At 65.9% G+C, this 18,759-nt stretch carries 15 protein-coding genes and 2 pseudogenes; 8 read left to right on the top strand and 9 right to left on the bottom strand.

Annotation, left to right across the window (positions count from 1 at the left end; all coding sequences use genetic code 11):
- Positions 1–454: 454 nt before the first annotated feature.
- The 3 genes from L0977_RS24620 to L0977_RS24630 form a co-directional block, all read right to left on the bottom strand.
- Positions 455–1,465: a cytochrome-c peroxidase gene (locus L0977_RS24620; RefSeq protein WP_234267559.1), complete on the bottom strand. Its 1,011-nt coding sequence runs from the start codon at positions 1,463–1,465 to the stop codon at positions 455–457.
- A 279-nt stretch (positions 1,466–1,744) separates the two neighbouring features.
- A complete protein-coding gene (locus L0977_RS24625; protein ID WP_234267560.1) occupies positions 1,745–2,248 on the bottom strand; it encodes a hypothetical protein in 504 nt (167 codons plus the stop codon).
- Positions 2,245–4,302 (bottom strand): ATP-dependent helicase, encoded by a 2,058-nt coding sequence (locus L0977_RS24630; RefSeq protein ID WP_234267561.1) that lies wholly within the window; start codon positions 4,300–4,302, stop codon positions 2,245–2,247. Before L0977_RS24630 ends, L0977_RS24625 begins: the two co-directional genes overlap by 4 nt.
- A gap of 111 nt (positions 4,303–4,413) precedes the next feature.
- On the opposite strand from L0977_RS24630, the gene L0977_RS24635 reads away from it, so the two are divergent.
- Positions 4,414–5,376 carry an AEC family transporter gene (locus tag L0977_RS24635; RefSeq protein ID WP_234267562.1) on the top strand — a complete coding sequence of 321 codons (963 nt, stop codon included), beginning with the start codon at positions 4,414–4,416 and terminating at the stop codon, positions 5,374–5,376.
- Between the two features lie 7 nt (positions 5,377–5,383).
- Here the strand turns inward: L0977_RS24635 and L0977_RS24640 are convergent, their stop codons facing one another.
- Complete coding sequence (locus tag L0977_RS24640) at positions 5,384–7,498, bottom strand: TonB-dependent receptor family protein (RefSeq protein ID WP_234267563.1); 2,115 nt, start codon at positions 7,496–7,498, stop codon at positions 5,384–5,386.
- Positions 7,499–7,854: 356 nt separating this feature from the next.
- On the opposite strand from L0977_RS24640, the gene katG reads away from it, so the two are divergent.
- On the top strand, positions 7,855–10,059 hold the full coding sequence (katG, locus tag L0977_RS24645; RefSeq protein WP_234267564.1) for a catalase/peroxidase HPI: 2,205 nt from the start codon (positions 7,855–7,857) through the stop codon (positions 10,057–10,059).
- Between the two features lie 748 nt (positions 10,060–10,807).
- Here katG and priA read toward each other — a convergent pair.
- The 4 genes and pseudogenes from priA to L0977_RS25730 all read right to left on the bottom strand — a co-directional run.
- The gene (priA, locus tag L0977_RS24650; RefSeq protein ID WP_234267565.1) at positions 10,808–12,961 is read right to left on the bottom strand and encodes a replication restart helicase PriA; all 2,154 of its coding nucleotides are present in this window, start codon (positions 12,959–12,961) and stop codon (positions 10,808–10,810) included.
- Between the two features lie 413 nt (positions 12,962–13,374).
- The gene (gene hemE, locus L0977_RS24655) at positions 13,375–14,469 is read right to left on the bottom strand and encodes a uroporphyrinogen decarboxylase (RefSeq protein WP_234267566.1); all 1,095 of its coding nucleotides are present in this window, start codon (positions 14,467–14,469) and stop codon (positions 13,375–13,377) included.
- A gap of 61 nt (positions 14,470–14,530) precedes the next feature.
- Complete coding sequence (locus tag L0977_RS25725) at positions 14,531–14,848, bottom strand: tyrosine-type recombinase/integrase (RefSeq protein WP_442786670.1); 318 nt, start codon at positions 14,846–14,848, stop codon at positions 14,531–14,533.
- A 107-nt stretch (positions 14,849–14,955) separates the two neighbouring features.
- Positions 14,956–15,210 (bottom strand): annotated as a pseudogene (locus L0977_RS25730) (phage integrase N-terminal SAM-like domain-containing protein); the annotation flags it as partial.
- Positions 15,211–15,373: 163 nt separating this feature from the next.
- On the opposite strand from L0977_RS25730, the gene L0977_RS24670 reads away from it, so the two are divergent.
- Together L0977_RS24670 and L0977_RS24675 are read left to right on the top strand one after the other, a co-directional pair.
- The gene (locus tag L0977_RS24670; RefSeq protein ID WP_234267568.1) at positions 15,374–15,568 is read left to right on the top strand and encodes a YodC family protein; all 195 of its coding nucleotides are present in this window, start codon (positions 15,374–15,376) and stop codon (positions 15,566–15,568) included.
- Positions 15,569–15,634: 66 nt separating this feature from the next.
- Positions 15,635–15,964, top strand: coding sequence for a hypothetical protein (locus tag L0977_RS24675; RefSeq protein WP_234267569.1), 330 nt, complete (start codon positions 15,635–15,637; stop codon positions 15,962–15,964).
- A gap of 380 nt (positions 15,965–16,344) precedes the next feature.
- On the opposite strand, the pseudogene L0977_RS24680 reads toward L0977_RS24675, so the two are convergent.
- Positions 16,345–16,524 (bottom strand): annotated as a pseudogene (locus L0977_RS24680) (IS110 family transposase); the annotation flags it as partial.
- Positions 16,525–16,653: 129 nt separating this feature from the next.
- Here L0977_RS24680 and L0977_RS24685 point away from each other — a divergent pair.
- The 4 genes from L0977_RS24685 (at position 16,654) to L0977_RS24700 (ending at position 18,659) form a co-directional block, all read left to right on the top strand.
- On the top strand, positions 16,654–17,022 hold the full coding sequence (locus L0977_RS24685) for a hypothetical protein (protein ID WP_234267570.1): 369 nt from the start codon (positions 16,654–16,656) through the stop codon (positions 17,020–17,022).
- Positions 17,023–17,632: 610 nt separating this feature from the next.
- A complete protein-coding gene (locus L0977_RS24690; RefSeq protein ID WP_234267571.1) occupies positions 17,633–17,911 on the top strand; it encodes a hypothetical protein in 279 nt (92 codons plus the stop codon).
- Positions 17,912–17,979: 68 nt separating this feature from the next.
- A complete protein-coding gene (locus tag L0977_RS24695; RefSeq protein ID WP_234267572.1) occupies positions 17,980–18,276 on the top strand; it encodes a hypothetical protein in 297 nt (98 codons plus the stop codon).
- Positions 18,277–18,518: 242 nt separating this feature from the next.
- Positions 18,519–18,659 carry a hypothetical protein gene (locus L0977_RS24700; RefSeq protein ID WP_234267573.1) on the top strand — a complete coding sequence of 47 codons (141 nt, stop codon included), beginning with the start codon at positions 18,519–18,521 and terminating at the stop codon, positions 18,657–18,659.
- Positions 18,660–18,759: the final 100 nt, after the last annotated feature.

Consider the following 18,759-nt stretch of genomic DNA (forward strand, 5'->3'; position numbering starts at 1 on the left):
CCTCGATGCTCGAACACCATGCGCACCGCGCGCTCGCGCACCTCGGGCGAAAACTTCACTGACTTCCTCATGGCTCCATCCTCTCAAAGATTGGAGCCTCCTCAAAATCCGGGGCGGTTCAAAGAGGGGGATGTTTCTACAAAGAGGCCGGCGCTAAGAGTGGCGCGACAGGTTCCTTGGCGGGGCTGTTGTAGAAGCCAAGGGATGCTAACTCCTTGAAATAAAGCGGGTTTTGGGAAGATTGAAAATCCGCGTGTCGGTGGTTCGATTCCGCCCCAGGCCACCAAGTCAAAGCCCGGCATCTGCCGGTAGTCAAAGCCCCGAAGTTCAGGCCTCGGGGCTTTTTCTTTGTGCGTTGTTCTGCAACGTGGTGCCCCACAAACAACCGGCCCGAAGGCCGGTTGTTTGTGGGACGTGACATGCTGTATGCGTGACGCATGCAGCTGCCAGGGCTTCAGTCGAACGGCCGCGGCTTCGGGGTCTTGTCGGTCGAGGGCGGCAGGATCGGCATGCCGATCTGCGGCTGCTGGCCGGTCAGGGTCTTGAGGAAGGCGACGATCTTGGCGTTTTCATCCGGGGTGAATTCACGCCCCAACTGCAGGCGCCCCATCAGGTCGACCGCCATGGTCAGGGTCGGGGCTTCGCCGTCGTGGAAGTACGGATACGTCAGTTCCACGTTGCGCAACGTCGGCACCTTGAAGTTCAGGCGGTCGGCGTCCTTGCCGGTGACTTCGACCCGGCCCTGGGCGGTGCTGGCGGTCTTGTACGGCTGCACCAGGCCCATCTTCTGGAAGGAATTGCCGCCGAGGTTGGGGCCGTTGTGGCAGGCCACGCAGCCGCTTTCCTTGAACAGGGTGTAGCCGGCGAGCTCGTCCTTGGACAGCGCTTTGTTGTCACCATCCAGCCAGCGGTCGAAGCGCGAGTTGGGGGTGACCAAGGTCTCTTCGAACGCGGCGATGGCGGTGGTGACTTCGTCGATGCTCAGCTTGTCGTGCTTGAAGACCTGCTTGAACTCGTTCACGTAGCCCGGAATGGACTTGAGCGTGTCGATGGCCAGCTCGTGGGTGAACGCCATTTCGCCGGGGTTGGCGATCGGGCCACCGGCCTGCGCCTTCAGGTCGGCCGCGCGGCCGTCCCAGAACTGCGCCAGGTTGAGGCTGGAGTTGAGCACGGTGGGCGAGTTGATCGGGCCTTGCTGCCAGTTGTGGCCGATGGAGGTCTTGAGGTTGTCCGAGCCGCCCATGCTCAGGTTGTGGCACGAGTTGCACGAGATGAAGCCGGACTTGGACAGGCGGGGGTCGAAGAACAGCTTCTTGCCCAGTTCCACCATGGCGGGGTCGAGGTTGCGGATGGCCGGGATGGTCTGGACCGGTTCGTCGGTGCGCTTCTGGGCGAAGGCGGTGCCGGTGGCGCAGGCGGTCGCTGCGGCCAAGGCGCAGAGGGTCCAGCGGATCGAGGTTCTCATGGGTTACTCACTTTCTGTTGGCATTGACTTCTGGTGCGTCGGTGCCCGCGTGGCGGCGTGAGTTTCTGCAGACGGGGCGGTTGACGGGCCCATGGTGCGGGTCGCGATGCGGGGCGCAGTTGACCCGGATCAATGCCTTGCCCGGAAGCCGATAGGCAGGAGCTATGGCTTAAATAGCCTTAAGGCTATCGGGGTCTTCGGTCAGAGCTGGTAGGGAGCCCGCCAGGGCAGGCGACCGGCGGGTTGGGCGCGGCAGCAGGTGCCGCGCGCTGGCCGCGCTTACCAGCCGGGGCGTCGGCGCAACAAAAAGCGAAGCACCGGCTCGCTGGCGGCGCGACCTTCGGCGGGCAGGCGGTCGCCGGCGAGCTCGCGCCCACAGTCGCGCGGTGCGCCCACCCAGACCGCATCCATGGTCACGCCATCGGCCGATTCATCGAGGTTGAACTCACCGTCCTCGACGTCGCCGGACACGAAAGCCTTGCGGTCGTTGCCCGGTGCGCTGCGGCTCAGGCTGCCCCGCACGCTGCCGGGGTATTCGGGGTGCGGCTCGAACAGCACGGCGCCGGTCGACACGGGCTGGTCGGGGCTGCCGTCGGCCGGCCACAGGTGCAGTTCCCAGAAACCGTAGAGGCGGGCGGGCGGCAGATCCTGCGTGCAGGCGGGCGTGTCCGTTGCCGCAGGCTGGGCCTGCAGCGGTGGGGTGGCGACCGTGAACAGCGTGGCCAGCAGCAGGCTGGCGAGGCGCGGGGCGCTCAAGGCGGTGCGGGCGGGCGGGCGGTTCATGCGGGGTTGGGGGGGGCGGCGGTGGCGCGCTGGGCGAATTCGGCGCGCAGCGCGCGCAGCTTTTCGCGCGGGTCCTCCTTCACGGTGGCCTGGTCCAGCGCCATTTCCTGGATGAAGCGGCTGGGCGTTCCGGGCACGCTTTCGCGGCCCTTCTTGCGGCGCTTGAGCCAGCTCACCGCCAGCGTGCGCTGGGCGCGCGTGATGCCCACATACATCAGGCGCCGTTCCTCCTGCACGCGCTGCGCCAGCAGCTCGGCGCTGAGGTCGCTGTCTGCGTCGTCGGTCTTGAAGGGCAGCAGGCCTTCGTTCACGCCCACCAGCACCACGTGTGGCCATTCCAGGCCCTTGGAGGCGTGCAGGGTCGAGAGGGTGACCACGTTCTGGTCCTGCTCGCGCTCGCTCAGCGTGGAGATCAGTGCGATGGTCTGCACCACTTCGAGCAGGCTCTTGCGCTCGGTTTCGACCTGGGCGCCGGCCTCGTCGGCGATCTGGCCGCCGCAGCGCCCGGCGACCCAGTCGCAGAAGTCCAGCACGTTGGTCCAGCGCGCGGCGGCGATCTTTTCGTTGTCTTCGCTGTCGTAGAGGTGCTGTTCGTAGCCGATGTCCTTGAGCCATTCCGTGAGGAAGGCGCGCGCGGCTTCGTGGCCGACCGTGTGGCGGGCGCGGTACTCCAGGTCGTTCACCGCGCGGCCGAACTCGTGCAGCGTGGTGATCGCGCGCGCGTTCACCGCGCTCGGCAGCGAATGCGAGAACAGCGCCTCGAAAAGGCTGAGCTTGTACTGCGTGGCAAAGGTGCCCAACTGCCCCAGTGTGGTGTGGCCGATGCCGCGTTTGGGCGTGGTGGCCGAGCGCAGGAAGGCCGGATCGTCGTTGTTGTTGACCAGCAGGCGCAGCCAGGCGCACAGGTCGCGGATTTCGGCCTTGTCGAAGAAGCTCTGGCCGCCCGACACCTTGTAGGGGATCTGCGCGCGGCGCAGCGCCTGTTCGAAGCTGCGCGCCATGTGGTTGGCGCGGTAGAGGATGGCGAAGTCGCGCCATTCCTTGTGCGGGCTGCTGGCGCGCAGGCTCTGCAGGCGCGCCACGGCGCGCTCGGCCTCGTGCTCTTCGTTGTCGGCTGCGACCACACGCACCGGCTCGCCTTCGCCCAGGTCGCTCCACAGCGTCTTGGGGAACAGCTTGGGGTTGGGGCCGATGACGTTGTTGGCCGCGCGCAGGATGGCGCTGGTGGAGCGGTAGTTCTGCTCCAGCTTGATCACGCGCAGCTGCGGAAAGTCGATCGGCAGCTTCTTGAGGTTGTCCAGCGTGGCGCCGCGCCAGCCGTAGATGGACTGGTCGTCGTCGCCCACGGCGGTGAAGCGCGCGCGTTCGCCCACCAGCAGCTTGAGCAGCTCGTACTGGGTGGCGTTGGTGTCCTGGTATTCGTCGACCAGCACGTGGCCGAGCTTTTTCTGCCACTTCTCGCGCACTTCGGCGTGTTCGCCCAGCAGCTTGAGCGGCAGGCGGATCAGGTCGTCGAAATCGACGCTCTGGTAGGCCGTCAGGCGCTCTTCATAGCGCGCCATGATGGCGGCGGTCTGGCGTTCGCTTTCGTCCTTGGCCTGCCGGATCGCGTCGGCGGCGCTCATGCCGGCGCCCTTCCAGGCGCTGATGGTCCATTGCCAGGCGCGCGCGGTGTTGGCGTCGGTGGTGCCGCCACAGTCCTTGAGCAGGCTGGTGATGTCGTCGGTATCGAGGATGGAGAACTGCGGCTTCAGCCCCAGCACCTGCCCGTCTTCGCGCAGCAGGCGCACGCCCAGCGCGTGGAAGGTGCAGATCAGCACCTTGCGCGCATCGCGCCCCACCAGTTGGCCCGCGCGTTCGCGCATTTCGGCGGCGGCCTTGTTGGTGAAGGTGATGGCCGCGATGCGGTCGGCCGCCAGGCCGGCCTGGATCAGGCGCGCGATCTTGTGTGTGATCACGCGGGTCTTGCCCGATCCGGCGCCGGCCAGCACCAGGCTGGGGCCAGCCAGGTGGTTCACGGCATCGAGCTGGGCGAGGTTGAGACCGGCAGACATGGCAGGAATGGACGAAGCGGCGAATGATAACGGCCACCCGCAGGCCCTGCCGGTGGCCGGTTTCGGGCCCGGCCCCGCCTGCCGGTCGGCCAACTGAGACAATCGCGCACCGTGCTGCCAATCCTCCTCGTCACCTTCCCCTTTTTCGCGCTGGTGCTCGCCGGTTTTCTGGCGGCGCGGCGGCGTCTGCTGCCGCTGGAGGCGATCCCGGGCCTGAACGCCTTCGTGCTGTTCTTTGCCCTGCCTTGCATGCTGTACCGCTTTGGCTCGACCACGCCGATCACGCAACTGCTCGATCTGTCGGTGGTCGGGGTCTACCTGCTGTGCGCGCTGGTGATGGTGGCGCTGGCCATCGTGCTGACCAAGAACGCCCGCATCCGCTGGAACGACGCGGCCTTCGGTGCGCTGGTGGCGGCGTTTCCCAATTCGGGGTTCATGGGCGTGCCGCTGCTGGTGGCCCTGCTCGGGCAGGCCGCCGCGGGCCCGGTGATCGTGCTGATCCTGGTGGACATGGTGGTCACCAGTTCGCTGTGCCTGGCGCTGTCGCGGCTGGACGAGGGCGAAGGCCATGGCGGCCAGGCCATGGTGGTGGCCGCGCGCAAGGCGCTGCGTGGCGTGGCCACCAACCCCATGCCCTGGGCCATCGGTCTGGGCGCGCTGGCGTCGGCGCTGCAATGGCAACTGCCCGGCCCGGTGGAAAAAACGGTCTGGCTGCTGGCCGACGCGGCGTCGCCGGTGGCGCTGTTCACCATCGGGGCGGTGCTGGCGCGCTCGCAGATCCAGGCCAACCACCCGATGCCGGTGTCGGACTACCTGCCCGTGGCGCTCATGAAACTGGTGCTGCACCCGCTGCTGGTGTTGGGGGTCGGTTCCGCGGCCATCGCGCTGGGCGTGCCGCTGGACCGGTTTGCGCTCACGGTGATGGTGCTGACGGCGGCCCTGCCCAGTGCCAGCAACGTGTCGCTGCTGGCCGAGCGCATGGGCGCCGACAACGGGCGCATCGCGCGCATCATCCTGGTGTCGACGGCGGCGGCCTTCCTGAGCTTTTCCGCCGCGGTGGCCTGGCTGACCTGAGGCCCGATCAGAAGCTGTGGCCGGCGCTCAGGCCCAGGCTCCACTGGCGCCCGGGGCCGGGCTCGAAGAAGCGGCGGTTGCTGTCGTTGACGATGACCGAGCCCACATAGCGACGGTCGCTCAGGTTGTCGATGCGCAGCGTCTGGCGCAACTGCCAGGCGCCCAGGCGCTGTGTCCAGCCCAGGCGCAGGTGCAGCAGGGTGGCCGGGTCGGTGCGGTCGGTGTTGAGGTCGTCCACCGCCATGCGGCCCTGGTGCACCAGTTCCAGCGCGGCGCTGAACCCCGGCCACTGCCGCGGCTGCCACGCCAGTTCGGTGAACAGCAGGCGGTCCAGCGCGCCGGGGACGCGGCGGCCCGCCGCGACCAGGTTGCCACCGCTGCTGGCAAAACTGTCGGTGAAGCGGGCGCTCAGCGTCGACAGGGCCACGTGCGTGCGCCACGCGGGGCCCCACTGCGCGCTGTGTGCCAGTTCCAGCCCCTGGCGGCGCGTGCGCCCGGCGTTGGTGTACAGCGTGCGGCCACCGCTGCTGGCAGCGACCACGATTTCGTCGCGGGTGTGAATGCGGAACAGTGCCAGGTCCAGGCGCTGATCGGCGCCCAGCCGCATCTTCAGGCCGGCTTCGAGGTGGGTGCTGCGGGCCGGACGCAGCGCCAGGTTGGGGCCGCTGGCGGCCGGTGTGTAGGCAATCTCGGTCAGCGTGGGGGTTTCGAAGCCGCGGCCGGCGTTCACGTACAGGTTGGTGTCGGCGTTCAGGTGGCGGGTCAGGCCCACGACCGGGTGGGTGGCGCTGTAGCCGACGCGGCCACTGTCGTCGGGGTTGCCGGGGCGGATGTAGTGGTCGTCGACGCCGAAGCGCACGCGGTGCGCACGCAGGCCGGCGACGGCGCTCCAGGCCTCGCTGATCGACCAGTCGGCCTGGGCGTGCACGCCGGTGCTGCGTGCGCGCCCGTTTTCGTCGCGCTTGAGCGCGCCGGTGGTGCCCTGCAGGTTCAGGAAGCCTTGCCGGTGTTCGTCCATGGTGTCGTGGTCGATGCCGACCGTGGCCAGCACCTGGCCATCGCCGACCGGCAGGCGCCGGCTGGCGCGCAGACCCAGGCCCTGGTAGTCGCGGTCCAGCCGCACCACGCCACCGGCCGCGCTGGGCAGTTGTTGCGCGGCCAGCGGAATGGCCAGCCGGTTGTCGAGCGTGCGCTGACCGCCGTAGACCCAGGCCGAAACCGTGCTCGCGGCATCGAGGCGGTGGTCCATCACCAGCCCCAGCTGGTTCTGCCGCACCGATTTGCCGGTCTGGAACTCGGCGGCGCGCGGGTCGGTCTGGCGCGGCTGGGCCGCCATCTGCGCGCGCGTCAGGCCCAGCGGGTCGTCCGACGAGGGCTGGCGGAACGTGTTGGCCACCAGCGTCAGGCGGGTCTGTTCACCGGCTTGCCAGCGCAACCGGGCGTTGAGCTGCTGGCGCTCGGCGGCGCTGTGCGGGCGCAGGCCGTCGGTGTGGAAGTCGCTCAGGTCCAGGCGGTAGTTGAGCGCACCGGTCTGCCCGGCCGCCTGCAGCCCGAGGCGTCGCAGGTCCACGCTGCCGGTGTCGACGGTGGCGCGCAGTTCGGGCCGCGCCGGGCCATCGGCGGTGAACACCTGCACCACGCCGCCCGCCGCGTTGCCATACAGCAGGGCCAGCGGGCCGCGCAGCACCTCGATGCGCTCGGCCGACGGCAGGCTCACGGTGGCGACCTGCCCCTGCCCGTCGGGCATGCTGGCGGGAATGCCGTCGACGATCAGCCGCACGCCGCGAATGCCGAAGGGCGAGCGTGCGCCCGCGCCGCGGATCGACAGTTGCAGGTCCTGCGCGTAGTTCTGCCGGTTCAGTGCGGCCACGCCCGGGATGCGCACCAGCGATTCCGACAGGTTCACGCGCGGCCCGGCGGCCTCGATCTCGGCCTGCCCGACGGCCTGGATCGACGCCGGCGCGTCGAACGCCTGTTGCGCCTGCCGGCTGGCGCTGACCACGACTTCCGGCAGCGTCTGGGGCAAAACCTGGGGCGCCGCTGCCTGGGCCGCCACGAGACCCGGCGTCAGCGCCCACAGCGTGGTCAGCCAGGGGCAGGCGTGGCGGGTCGGCAGGGTCATGGGCGGATCCGGAAACAGTTGGGCCGGGGTTTTTTGTGCGCGGGGCGACGCTGGGCGGCGCTGCCGTCGGCAGAAACCGGCCGATCTTGCTACAAGTTCCTTAAGCCCGTCGCCGGGTGTCCGGGGGCTGGCGAACGTGCTGCGCCGCCGCATTGTGGGTGCCTATTGGATTGATTGATTCAATTGAATCGACGAAACCATAGGGAACTTCTAAAGTCAGGACCTCACCCACAGGAGAGCCGCCATGAAGCCGACAGATTCCCCCGGCAATGTCTTGCCCGACTGGCTGGAAACCCTGGCGGCCCTGGCCGCAGCCTTCTGAGTCGGTCGCCCCTTTTTTCATCCAGGAGATCACGATGAGCAACCCCCAAGCCGAAGCCCAATGCCCGTTTCACGCCGCCGGCGGCGCGCGTGCCACCCACGGTACCCAGTCCAACGCCGACTGGTGGCCCAACCAGCTCAACCTGTCCATCCTGCACCAGCACCAGCCGGTGTCGAACCCGATGGACCCGGACTTCAGCTACGCCGAAGCCTTCCAGAAGCTGGACTTCGCCGCGCTCAAGAAAGACCTGGCCGCGCTCATGACCGACAGCCAGGACTGGTGGCCGGCCGACTGGGGCCACTACGGCGGCCTGTTCATCCGCATGGCCTGGCACAGCGCCGGCACCTACCGCACGGCCGACGGCCGCGGCGGCGCCAGCACCGGCAACCAGCGCTTCGCACCGCTGAACTCCTGGCCCGACAACGGCAACCTCGACAAGGCCCGCCGCCTGCTCTGGCCCATCAAGCAAAAGTACGGCAACGCCATCTCCTGGGCCGACCTGTTCATCCTGGCCGGCAACGTGGCCATGGAAACCATGGGCTTCAAGACCTTCGGTTTCGGCGGCGGCCGTGAAGACATCTGGGCGCCGGAAGAAGACATCTACTGGGGCGCCGAAGCCGAATGGCTGGCCACCAGCGACAAGGCCAACAGCCGCTACAGCGGTGACCGCGACCTGGAAAACCCCCTGGCTGCGGTGCAGATGGGCCTGATCTACGTGAACCCCGAAGGCCCGGACGGCAAGCCCGACCCCGTGGCCAGCGGCCGCGACGTGCGCGAAACCTTCGCCCGCATGGCCATGAATGACTACGAAACCGTGGCCCTGGTGGCCGGCGGCCACACCTTCGGCAAGGCCCACGGCGCTGGCGATCCCAAGCTGGTGGGCCCCGAACCCGAAGCCGCACCGATCGAGGCCATGGGCCTGGGCTGGATCAACCAGCTTGGCAGCGGCAAGGCGGGCGACACCACCACCAGCGGCATCGAAGGCGCCTGGAAACCCAACCCCACCACCTGGGACATGGGCTACTTCAAGGTGCTGTTCAAGTACGACTGGGAACTCGTCAAGAGCCCGGCCGGCGCCCACCAGTGGCTGGCCAAGGACGTGGCCGACGAGGACCTGATCCCCGACGCCCACGACCCCAGCAAGAAGCACCGCCCGATGATGACCACGGCCGACCTGTCGCTCAAGTTCGACCCGGCCTACGAAAAGATCTCGCGCCACTTCGCGGCAAACCCGGACGAGTTCGCCGACGCCTACGCCCGCGCCTGGTTCAAGCTGACCCACCGCGACATGGGCCCCAAGAGCCTGTACCTCGGCCCCGAAGTGCCGGCCGAAGACCTGATCTGGCAAGACCCGGTGCCGGCCGCCAGCCACCCGCTGATCGACGCCGCCGACGCGCAGGCGCTGAAGGCGCGCATCCTCGCCAGCGGTCTGTCGGTGGCTGAACTCGTGGCCACCGCCTGGGCGTCCGCGTCCACCTTCCGTGGCAGCGACAAGCGCGGCGGCGCCAACGGGGCCCGCATCCGCCTGGCGCCGCAGAAGGACTGGGAAGCCAACCAGCCTGCGCAACTGGCCAAAGTGCTGGCCGTGCTGGAAGGCATCCAGAGCACCTTCAACGCCGGCGCCAAGAAGGTGTCGCTGGCCGACCTGATCGTGCTCGCCGGCAACGCCGGGGTGGAAGCGGCGGCCAAGGCAGCCGGCCACGCGGTGGAAGTGCCCTTCGCTCCGGGCCGCACCGACGCCACGGCCGAGCAGACCGATGCCGAATCCTTCGCCGTGCTCGAACCGCAGGCCGACGGCTTCCGCAACTACCGTAAAAAGGCCTTCAGCGTTTCGCCCGAAGAAATGCTGTTGGACAAGGCGCAACTGCTCACCCTGAGTGCGCCCGAAATGACGGTGCTGGTCGGTGGCCTGCGCGTGCTCGGCGCCAACCACGGGGGCTCGAAGGCGGGCGTGTTCACCCAGCGCCCGGGCCAGTTGACCAACGACTTCTTCGTCAACCTGGTCGACATGACCACCGCCTGGAAGCCGACCGGCGACAACGCCTACGAAGGCCGCGACAGGAAGACCGGCGCCGTGAAGTGGACCGCCTCCCGCGTCGACCTGGCCTTCGGCTCCAACTCGCAGCTGCGCGCCATCGCCGAGGTCTATGCCCAGAACGACAACGGCGCCAAGTTCGTCAAGGACTTCGTGGCCGCCTGGACCAAGGTCATGAACCTGGACCGCTTCGACCTGAAGTAAACCAGCGCCCCGGCGCACCGCGATTGATCAGGCAGGTTTCCTGCCTTCGCCCCCGGCACCGCCAGGTTCCGGGGGCTTTTTGCGGGCGGCGCCAGATCGGGCGTGTTCCCTGGAATGAAAAGGCCACCCGAAGGTGGCCAGTGTGCGGCCTGTTCTGAATCAGGCGTCGCGCACGGTGGGGATTGTGGCGGGCGATTGTGAATCTGGCGTGACACGCTCGGCGCCGTGTCGGCCGCAGAGCCATGGGCTCCCGGTCTGCCGCCTTGCGGCAGGGCTTGCGGCCACATTCTCTGTCGTACCCGTGCCTGGCGACCCCGCCGTGCCCGCGCAGGGTATCCAGTCATGCCTGCGCGGGCTATGCAGTCACGCCCATGCATGGTTCCCCCATCATGCCCATACAGGTTACCCCGTCATGCCCGCGCAGGCGGGCATCCAGCAGTCGCACCCCCAGGCCCACAGCAGGCAGCACAGCCGTCATGCCCGCGCAGGCGGGGATCCAGTGCCTGGACGGCCTGCTCTTGTGCCAACGCCTGGATGCCCGCCTGCGCGGGCATGACGGGAACAAGCGTGCATGCAACCCGGAAATGCACGCCGGAACAAGCGTGCACCCGCGTCGGGAACAAGCACGCGTACGGGGTGGATGCTCGCGTTCGCCTCGTTCGTTCGTTGCGCGTACGCGTCGGCGTTGTGTTTGCGCGTTGGCAACAGCCCACCCGCGTCCCGCTCCGCAACGGGGCGGCTCCGGGGCCTAGATTGCCAGCGGGTCCACGTCCACCGCGAAGCGGACCAGCCCGCGGGCCTCGGGCAGGGTGCGGCAGGCCAGCAGCACCGGTTGCCACGCGCTCAGAAAACGCTGCAGGGCCGCGCGCGACGCGGCTTCCACCAGCAACTGGGCACGCTCCACATTGGCCACGCGCTGGATGGTCAGGGGCACGGCGGGGTAGAGCGTCACGTCGTCGCGGTGCGGCAGGCCGGCGGCCTGCTGGGCGGCGCCGTTCAGGAAAGCCTGCGCCGCGGCCTGGGTGCGCGCGTCGGCGCGCAGCAGCGCCTGGTAGCCGTGCGGCGGCATGCCGGCCATTTCGCGTTCGGCCAGTTGCTCGGCCGCGAAGGCCGGGTAGTCGTGGGTCTTGAGCGCGGCGAACAGCGGGTGTTCGGGGTGCCAGGTCTGCACCCACATTTCGCTCACGCCGCTGTGCCGCGCGTCGCGCCCGGCGCGCCCGCCCGCCTGCATGAGCAGCGCAAACAGGCGCTCGGGCGCGCGGTAGTCGCTGGCGAAGAGCGCGGCGTCGGCGTTCAGGCTGGCCACCAGGGTGATGCGCCGGAAGTCGTGCCCCTTGGCGATCATCTGCGTGCCCACCAGCACGTCCACCTCGCCGCTGTGCAGCGCGGCCAGTTGCGCTTCCAGGCTGCCTTTGAGGCGCGTGGTGTCGGCGTCCATGCGCGCCACGCGGGCCGGGCCGCCGTCGGGGCGGCGCGCGTCGACCAGCAGGCCCGCAAGCTGTTCTTCGATCTGCTCGGTGCCGCGCCCGATGGGCGCGATGTCGAGGTTGCCGCAGTCCGGGCAGGCGCGCGGCACGCGGCTGGTGAAGCCGCAGTGGTGGCAGCGCAGCGTGCGGTCGAGCTTGTGGAACACCCGGAAAGCGCTGCAGTGCGGGCACTGGCTTTTCCAGGCGCAGGCATCGCAGGCCAGCACGGGCGCGTAGCCGCGGCGGTTGAGCAGCACCAGGCACTGCTCGCCGCGTGCGATGCGCTCCTGCATGGCGGCCAGCAGTGGGGGCGCCAGCGTGGCGCCCTTGGGCTGGTGGTTCATGTCGACCAGGCGCAGGCGCGGCAGCGCGCCGCCGCCGATGCGCGCGGGCATGGCCAGCCGCAGGTAGCGGCCCTGCTCGGCGGCGTGCCAGCTTTCCAGCGACGGCGTGGCCGAACCCAGAACCACCTGGCAGCCCGCCGCGCCGGCGGGGGCCGAAGCCGGGCCCGCCCCCGCATCCGGGGCCGCCGTGGCCAGGGCTTCGCTTTCCAGCTTGGCGCGGTAGACGGCCAGATCGCGCGCCGAATAGCGGGCGCCGTCCTGGCTTTTGTAGCTGGGGTCGTGTTCTTCGTCGACCACGATCAGCCGCAGCCCCGGCAGGCTGGCGAACACGGCCAGCCGGGTGCCGAGCACGATGCGCGCGCTGCCGCTGTGCGCGGCCAGCCAGGCCGCCAGGCGCTGCGGCGGCGTCATGCCACTGTGCATGGCCACCACCACGCCTTCGCCGTGGCGCGGCTCGAAGCGGGCGCGAAAACGCGCTTCCAGCTGGGGCGTGAGGTTGATCTCGGGCACCATCACCAGCACCTGGGCCGCCGGGTCGGCGGCCAGGGCGCGTTCGGTGGCGCGCAGGTAGACCTCGGTCTTGCCGCTGCCGGTGGCGCCGAACAACAGCGCCGGGCGGTCGGCGCCGGCCAGCGCCGCGAGCGCGGCCGCCTGCTCGTCGCTGGGGGGCGGGGCGGTGTCGGCGGCGGATGCGGGGGCCGTACCGATCGCAGCGGCCTTGGCCTGGCGCTTGAGCCGCCGCGCCAGCTGGGTGTTGTCCAGATCACGCAGGGTGGGCGGCAAGGCGGCCAGCGCCACTTCGCCCAGGCTGCGCTGGTAGTAGCGTGCGGCAAATTGCACCAGTTGGCGCCAGCGCGCGTTCAGGGGCGCCAGTCCATCGAGCACCGCAGCAACGTTGCGCGCCTGCTCCGGCGCCAGCCCTTCGGGCGGCGCTGTTTCGTCGGCCCAAACGATGCCCAGCACCTCGCGCGCACCCAGCGGCACACGCACCAAGGTGCCCGGCGCGAGCGCAGACTCACTTCGGTAACTCAGCAGCGCACCCACTCCGCTGTGCGCGGGGGTGGCAACGACGATGCTGGGCCAGTGGGTCATGAGTTAGTCGGTCTTTTTCAGGCAATCTGGCGAAACACGGCGCAAGTCATTGATTTGACACATCTTCCACAACTGTCCAGAACTTCTGTGGATAACTTTGTTGATAGATCCTGAAAGTGCGCTCCGAGGCCTTGAAAATCAAGGGCTTGCTTAAATTGCCCAGAAAAAAAGCAGCGGATGTTGTCTATATGAATCAAGGACTTACGGATATTGTGTCGGCGCGGTGCAGAAACTTTTCCGCATGAAGACCATGGCGCGCCGCAACAAAAATTTTGTGCATAAGTAAAGCTTGTCAAGCCCGTTTTTGCGCCATTTTTGTGCTATTGGCGGCATCGCCCGGGCACCCAAACCGGTGCGGCCAGCACCGTTGTGGTAGGTCTGCCGCCCCCTTTCCGGGGTGGCAGGCACCCGTTTCAGGCAGCGCGCAAGCGGCGCGAATGCGCATGCACCGCGTCCACCAGCACCTTCACGTGGTCGGGCGGCGTGAACTGGCTGATGCCGTGCCCCAGGTTGAAGATGTGCGTCGGCCCGGTGCCCGCGCCCTGGTGCGGCGCACCAAAGCTTTCCAGCACGGCGGCCACTTCGCGGTCGATGGCTTCGGGCGGCGCGAACAGCACGTTCGGGTCGATGTTGCCCTGCAGGGCCTTGCTGTCGCCCACCAGCGCGCGGGCCTGGGCCAGGTTCACCGTCCAGTCCAGCCCCAGAGCCTCGCAGTCCAGCCCCTTCATGTCGGCCAGCCACAGGCCGCCGCCCTTGGTGAAGACGATGCGCGGAATGGTGGCGCCTGCGGCGTCGGTGCGCTTCAGTTGCGCCAGCACGCGCTTGGTGTAGGCCAGGCTGAATTCCTGGAACTTGCCGTCGGCCAGCACGCCGCCCCAGCTGTCGAACACCATCACCGCCTGCGCGCCGGCATCGATCTGCGCGTTCAGGTAGGCGGCCACCGCGTCGGCGTTGATCGCCAGAATGCGGTGCATCAGGTCCGGGCGGCTGTACATCAGGCTCTTGACCGCGCGGTAGTCGTCCGACCCGCCGCCTTCGACCATGTAGCAGGCCAGCGTCCAGGGGCTGCCCGAAAAGCCGATCAGCGGCACCCGGCCATCAAGCGCCTTGCGGATGCTGGTGACCGCGTCGAACACGTAGCGCAGTTTCTCCAGGTCCGGCACGGCCAGCGTGGCCACGTCGGCTTCGGTGCGCACATTGCGCGCGAACTTCGGCCCCTCGCCCTGCTGGAACGACAGGCCCAGGCCCATCGCGTCGGGCACGGTCAGGATGTCGCTGAACAGAATGGCCGCGTCCAGCGCGTAGCGCTCCAGCGGCTGCAGTGTCACCTCGGTCGCGTAATCCACGTTCGTCGCCAGCCCCATGAACGACCCCGCCTGGGCGCGCGTGGCGCAGTACTCGGGCAGATAGCGCCCGGCCTGGCGCATCAGCCACACCGGCGTGTGCTCGGTGGACTGGCGCAGGCAGGCGCGCAAAAAGGTGTCGTTCTGCAGGGGGGCAAAGCTCATGAGGGTGTCCGGTGCGGGGGCTTCAAAGGAAGCGGGGATTATCCCGCGTGGGGCTGGCGGCTCAGATCGCGTCCAGTGGGCTGAGAACCCCCCGCCCGCTCTTGTTGAGCACGTGGGTGTCAATCATGGTGGTGTTCACATCGGCATGGCCCAGCAGTTCCTGCACGGAGCGAATGTCGTAACCCGCCTGCAGCAGGTGCGTGGCGAACGAGTGGCGCAGCACGTGCGGCGTCACTGGCTTGGCAATGCCCGCCACGCGGGCCGCCTCGCGCACGGCACGCTGCACCGATTCAGGGTACACATGGTGCCGGCGTTCCATGGGCTGGCCCGTGCGGGCGTCCGGGCGCTGATCGACCGAGCGCACCGGCGAAGGAAACACCCACTGAAGCGGCGCGGCGCCTTGGCCTGGACCACTTCGTCCAGCCAGGGCAATTCCACCTGCAATACCGATTTGTACAAATACAGAAGGGCCGACTTCGCTTGATTCTGCGTGGAGGCGGAAACCTGCCGATCCACCGCCAGATGGGTCAGAAACGCGCTGACTTCCAGCGCACCCATATCGGCCGGGTGGCGTTTGTGGTGAAACAGAATGAATCGGCGTACCCAGTCCACATAAGCTTCTTCGGTGCGAATGCTGTAATGCCGCGTGCGCAAATCGGCGCGCAGCCGCTCCAGCAGCCGGGGAGGCTGCGCCTGAGGTTGAACGACCGGCAGGAGGGGTGCCTTGGCAGCAGTGTTCATCCGGAAAATTTTAGGTTTGCCTAAAAACGATGTCCAGTCATTTTTCCTTGGTGACAAATGAGAAGGCAAGGAGGAAGCTTGCTTTGGCTGACTGGTTGGCGTAGGATGGCTGTCGTCTAAATCTAGTTAGGCTTTTCACTGGCCTCATGAAAAGGAGAGCAGCATGAAATTTCAAATTGGTGATGTAGTGAGGCTCAATAGTGGTGGACCTGATATGACAGTTTCTGGGCTCCATGAGAAAAAATTTCCGCATGGCGGCGTAGTACCGGTTGTTGCATGCACTTGGTTTGACGGAAAGACGCTTTCCAAGGAGTCATTCAAGCCTGAGCTTCTGACTAAAGTCGAAAAACAGGCCTAACAATTCATTCAAGCCGATGCCGCTTCGCGGCACAGCTTAACTCAGGCGTCAGCCAAAGGAGAGCGTGTGGTTGATAAATTACCAAAGGCGCGTAGAAAGGCTCTTGTCCAATTGGAAAGCATTCTGGGCAATGAGTGCTACAACGCAAGCATTCAAAACTATGGGCCGGGTGGGGTCAGAGAAGCCGATGGCCGTGCTTTTCGTTATCCACTTATGGTTCGACTAAGTGATCAAGAAAAACAGAAAATTCGAGATCACTGGGTTCCAGACAAAATCTCTGATGAGGCTCTCCGTAGTGGATATTATGCGTTTGGCGCAAACCAACTCGATGTAATGACTGCCCTTGATAAGATACTGCAGCATCTTGAAAATCATCATGGTTTGGTCATCAAATGAAATGACTAAAAGTTTTTTCCAGCGGGCCGCCTTCGGCGTCCGCTGAAATAAGACTACAAGGGCTCCCCCCCGAAAGTCAAACACCGATCCAGCCGTGATGCATCGCCAAGCGATGGATCACGGAATGTGTCCTGACAGTGTTCGATTTCCAACTTCAGCGCCCAGCCCTGGTTGCTCGTCGAGCAAGGGATGCGGACAGCGAAACTACAAACGGTCATCGATGCTGCTTGGATGGCAACGGACCCTGATGAAAGACGCGCGCGGGGGACCCATTCGTTAGCCGAGGATGGTCAGCGTTGCCGCCGGCCCTGGACTCCTTGAGTTCAACGGTCACGCCCCGCGCAGGTCCAACCCTGACTCATCAACGCTGGCTGCACGCGGTGGTGGGCGCCGGAGCAGGCCTCCATACCGATGAGGCAGGGCGGCAGCGAGGCGATGAGTTCGAGCAGCTTGCCGCGAGGGACATTGGGGCGCACCAGCGCGGGCTTGCCCGATTCATCCACGCCGTGAACGGCAAAGACGTTCTTTGCCAGATCGATGCCAACGGATACGATTGCCATGGATTTCCCCTTCCAACAAACGAGTGAGTTGATGAGAGTTCGCACTTCCCATCGTGGCACTTTGATGCCGTACCCCGCAAATGCGCGGATCACCCGGGACGGGGAAGTCCCTTTCATTAGTTAGCGCCTATGTCCGAACCTTTTGAAGATGTTTCACACTGGCCGGTTTCTCGCTATGTCCGCGAGGTAGTGGCGGCACAGCCTGATGGCCGCGTTTTGCTCGCGTTCGGGAAGCTGAATATTGTGGTGGGCTGCCTGCTTGCAATGTGGCTGGTTATTTCTGCACCCGGCAGCAATCTTGGTGGCGTTCATGTCGTGCTCCTTCTTGGCTTACCTTTGGTCGGCTTTGTTTGGTTTCTGAAGGACATGCCATCGCCCCGCCTAACAGCGTTTGAACACATCATGCGTGAGCCTTGGCAGCGCAAGATTTCCGTCGGTCTTCAACTTGTTGTCGGGTTGGCTCCATGGGCTGCCATAGTGGAAGCTTTTTTGCGCTAACCCGCCGCTCCAGAGGGCCGCTTCGCCGGCAAGCCGGCTTCGCGCCCCTGAGCTTAGACGTTAGAAGGTACATGGAATTCGTCCTCTCAATTGCTGGTGCTCTAATTGCATGGCGGTTCCTACTGTCCTTTGCCGTTGCAATGGCCGTTGGCTTCCCGCTTGGCCATTTCTTTGGGCCATTGCTGGGGTTTTCTGTCGTGCTCGGTGGCATTGGCTTCGGTCTTATTTGGCAAGGCCGCTGGCTTTCCGGCATTCCACTCTTCGCTTCGGTTCCTTCCCCGCCTATCTCAAGGCCTGTCGCATTCCTCGGCCTAGCATTCATTGGGGCTCTCTGGGGCGGGTTCGCTGCCGTGACTCTTGGCTCGGTGCTGGCTGGCGGTGTCGTTCTAGTAGCTGGTGTAGCTCTTGTTGGCGGTTGGTTCTCTCTCGTCCTAAAGCGCCATGGGCAACTCAATAACCTTGTCTTCGCTACTTTTTCTCTTCTATGTGGCCTTAGTGGTCTGTATGCACTCAGCGTGTATCACGCCAAAGCGCCTTCTAACCCACCGCTCCAGAGGGACGCTCCGCCGGCAAGCCGGCTACGTCTCCTTGAGCTAGCACGCTGGCACAAATGAATAAGTCTTCTCGCTCTTTCCTGCCAAGCCCAATGCAGCCACGTGATCAAGCGGTGGCGCTCTGGATTATTGCGGGCTGCACCCTCATCCTGGCTGCGCTGGAAATAAAGGCACCAAGTCGCCCCCCTTTCACCGGTCGATGGTCTTGGCTTTATCACTGGGCTTACGCCAACTTCGGCGACCTCGGTATGGTTATTGTTATGGTATCTGTCGCAGGACTGCTAATTCTTTTGGGTACTGTTTTTTGGTTCAAGGCGCGGGGCAGTGCAGGGTGAAATCGCTCGCTAACATATTTCTCAAAGTCGACCGTTAGGTTTCAGCGGTTCTCCATGAAAGAATATCTATGACGATCCAGGATATGCCAAAGGACGGGGATTTTGCCTCGTACCTCGAGGGAAAGATGGGCCATACGGCCGACGCGCCTAAAGCTGCAGCGAGCATGGGTGCAAACGCGAGTGAACCAGCATATGCGCCTTGCCAGACGATCGAACAGGTTCTTGTCGAAGGCCAGGAGCCGACGCAGGAGTTTCTTGAAGAATGGAACGCTGTACAGAATGCGCCAGAACTTTCAGATGAGGAATTCGAGCGGCAGGCACTTGAGGCGCCAGGTGAAGATGGCGATCCGAGCACCCCAGAGTGAGTGCTGTGGCGCAGCTGATATTCAAATTTTTTTCCATCGGGTCGCCTTCAGCGTCCGCTGAAATCAGACGTTGAGAACCCCGGCGCGTTGAAGCTCCCGGCTTATCCGCCTCTCGGCGTGGGCGCCCACACGTCGGCGTCAGATCCGATGCGGCCAAAGCCCCTGTTTTTGACACCGGCCCGTCGGCTGGCGACACTGGCTGCTTCTGTGGCTCCCACCAAGGCCTCTGGCCTGTCGACACCATGACCGCTGCTTCTGCCCTGCCGCCCATCGCCCACGAGGACAACGCTTCGCGGGGGGCTTTTTATCTGGAACAGGGCGGCCGCCGTCTGGCGGAAATGACTTACAGCCGTACCAACGACCTGAACCGCCCCGGATTTTGAGGAGGCTCCAATCTTTGAGAGGATGGAGCCATGAGGAAGTCAGTGAAGTTTTCGCCCGAGGTGCGCGAGCGCGCGGTGCGCATGGTGTTCGAGCATCGAG

This window comes from Hydrogenophaga sp. NFH-34 (assembly GCF_021401345.1).
In the GTDB taxonomy this organism is placed as follows: Bacteria; Pseudomonadota; Gammaproteobacteria; order Burkholderiales; family Burkholderiaceae_C; genus Hydrogenophaga; species Hydrogenophaga electricum.